Genomic DNA, 2349 nt, shown 5'->3' on the forward strand with positions numbered 1-2349 from the left:
AACGGACAATCCATGGTTGCTTCAATCTTCGCGGTTAAAGCCCTAAAAACTCTTGGTATAAAACCAAAAAGAACAATAGCGTTAGCTTTTGTCGCCGATGAGGAACAGGGAAGCACCTACGGAATTCAACATCTTATAAAACAAGGCCTTTTCAAAAAAGACGACCTAATAATTGTGCCAGACAGTGGAAACGAGAACGGAAGCTTTATAGAGATAGCTGAAAAAAGCTCCCTGTGTTTTAGGATACGCGTAACTGGAAAACAAGTTCACGCCAGCAGACCTAGCAAAGGCTTAAACGCCCATCGCATAGGAATGGAATACGCCTTAACCCTTGACAAAATGTTGCACGAGAAATATTCGCTTAAAGACAAGTATTTTGACCCGCCAGAAAGCACATTTGAACCCACAAAGAAGGAGAAAAACGTTGACGCCGTAAACATAATCCCAGGAGAAGACATAATCCATTTTGACTGCCGCATACTGCCAAGCTACAACCTAGAACAAATATTGCAGGATATTCACGGGCTTGCGGAACAGTTTGAAAGGAAGACCGGAGCAAAAATAAAAATTGAACCCTTACGCAAAAGTGCGGCTCCAAAACCCACCGACGCTGACTCCAAAATAGTCGTCATGTTAAAAGAAGCAATCGAAAAAGTCAGAGGAATAGAGCCGAAAGTTGGAGGGATAGGCGGAGGAACATGTGCAGCTTTCTTCCGAAGAATAGAGGTTCCAGCAGTTGTCTGGAGCACAACAGATGAGGTGGCGCATCAACCGAATGAGTATGCGAAAATCGAGAACCTCATCAACGACGCGAAGGTGTTTGCTTTCCTGGCAATTTCCTAATTTGATTCGGCCTTTCCTTAGATACTTGGTTCTCCTCCGGCTACGAAAGGCTTATATGGATGGATAATCCATCCAAGATTTATGAAACTTCACTTGTTCAACACACGGAAATTAGCTTTGTTTGGCATTTTGACGGCTTTGTGTCTTGCAATACAGTTAACGCCGAGACCCCCAAACGTGGAGTTCACATCCTTCTTAACATTCACCGTTGGATTAATCTTCGGAGTTTTGGATGGTGCGTTCTTTGGATGTTTTATTATGTTTGTTAATGGTTTTCTTTCGCCGTATGGTTTCGCAGGTTTAATTATGCCCTTCCAAATGGTTGGGATGGTGATAGCGGGGATTCTTGGAGGAGTTTATAGAAGGCTAATGCCCGAACAAATTAATTCAGCAAGATTTTGTACTGAAACAGCCATTGTAGGAGCCATTATTGCCTTAATTTACGACCTAGTTACAAATGCAGGGGTAGTTTTCTGCTATGTTCTATCCGGGACGAACATCGCTTTGGCCATATTAACAACAATAGTCTCTGGTGTGTTCTTTTCAATAGTTCACATATTCTCCAACACTGCTGTCTTCGGAATATTAACTCTGCCATCAATAAAGACTTTAAACAACCTAGTAGGAGGTGAGAAGAATGGTTGAAAAGAGAACACTCATTTTTTTAACATTAGCCACACTTGTATGGGCCATATCTATATCAAATCTCGCAGCATACTTCTACCTTCAAAATACGACATATACCAGGCAAATAGGTGAAAACCAGCAGTCCCTAAATAAGACGGCTTCAAATTATGATGAATTAACGAGCAAATACAACATACTGCTGAGCGAGTACTCCATGCTTTATGGCAGCTATTCCTTCCCTGGTGCTAATTTCACTTTACTAATGGGCTCACTTGGCAGATTAATTGATAATCTAAAAGGCAACTATAGTTCCCTTTTAAAGAATCAAGAAGATCTTAATGAAACTTACTTCATGTTAAAAGAAGGTTATCAACTAGTTTACCCTGAAGGCAACGTGACAGGGGAGAATTTTGGAAGATTGCTGAATGAATACTATGATTTGTTCAATTTGCTTGCGATAAGAGAGCTTACCTTGTTACTTAGTGAAACAGTAAAACTAACTGTTAATGTTTGTATAGATTACGGAAATGGAACGATAGATTGGCACAATGAAACAAGAATGCCTGCAGGTTCTTCCCTGTTTCAACTAACACAAAAAATAGCCGAAATCAATTATACCTATTATCCTTCGATGAAGCCAGGACATGTTCTCGTAGATTCAATTAATGACAAAAAAACATATACTGCTGGTTATTCTGAGGGGTGGAGTTGGATTTGGTATTACTGGGATGGCGACGAACAAGACTGGAATTCAGGGCCAGTTGGTTGCGACGCATGGATGCTGAAAAACGACGGCACCTACAAGTGGAGATTTGAACATTGGTCTTGGCCCTAACCCCTAACATTTTTAAAAGATTAAGTATATCCATATTAGTTTAT

At 40.6% G+C, this 2349-nt stretch carries 3 protein-coding genes; all 3 read left to right on the forward strand.

All coding sequences use genetic code 11. From position 1 onward, the window contains the following. The coding region (locus OEX01_09610; GenBank protein MDH5449239.1) for a M20 family metallo-hydrolase at positions 1 to 843 on the forward strand (843 nt) is incomplete at its 5' end. An 81-nt stretch (positions 844 to 924) separates the two neighbouring features. Next, positions 925 to 1488, forward strand: a complete 564-nt coding sequence (locus OEX01_09615; GenBank protein ID MDH5449240.1) for an ECF transporter S component — start codon at positions 925 to 927, stop codon at positions 1486 to 1488. Further along, positions 1481 to 2305 carry a hypothetical protein gene (locus tag OEX01_09620; protein ID MDH5449241.1) on the forward strand — a complete coding sequence of 275 codons (825 nt, stop codon included), beginning with the start codon at positions 1481 to 1483 and terminating at the stop codon, positions 2303 to 2305. Before OEX01_09615 ends, OEX01_09620 begins: the two co-directional genes overlap by 8 nt. Positions 2306 to 2349 lie beyond the last annotated feature (44 nt).

It is taken from the genome of Candidatus Bathyarchaeota archaeon (assembly GCA_029882535.1).
Classification (GTDB): domain Archaea; phylum Thermoproteota; class Bathyarchaeia; order Bathyarchaeales; family SOJC01; genus JAOUKM01.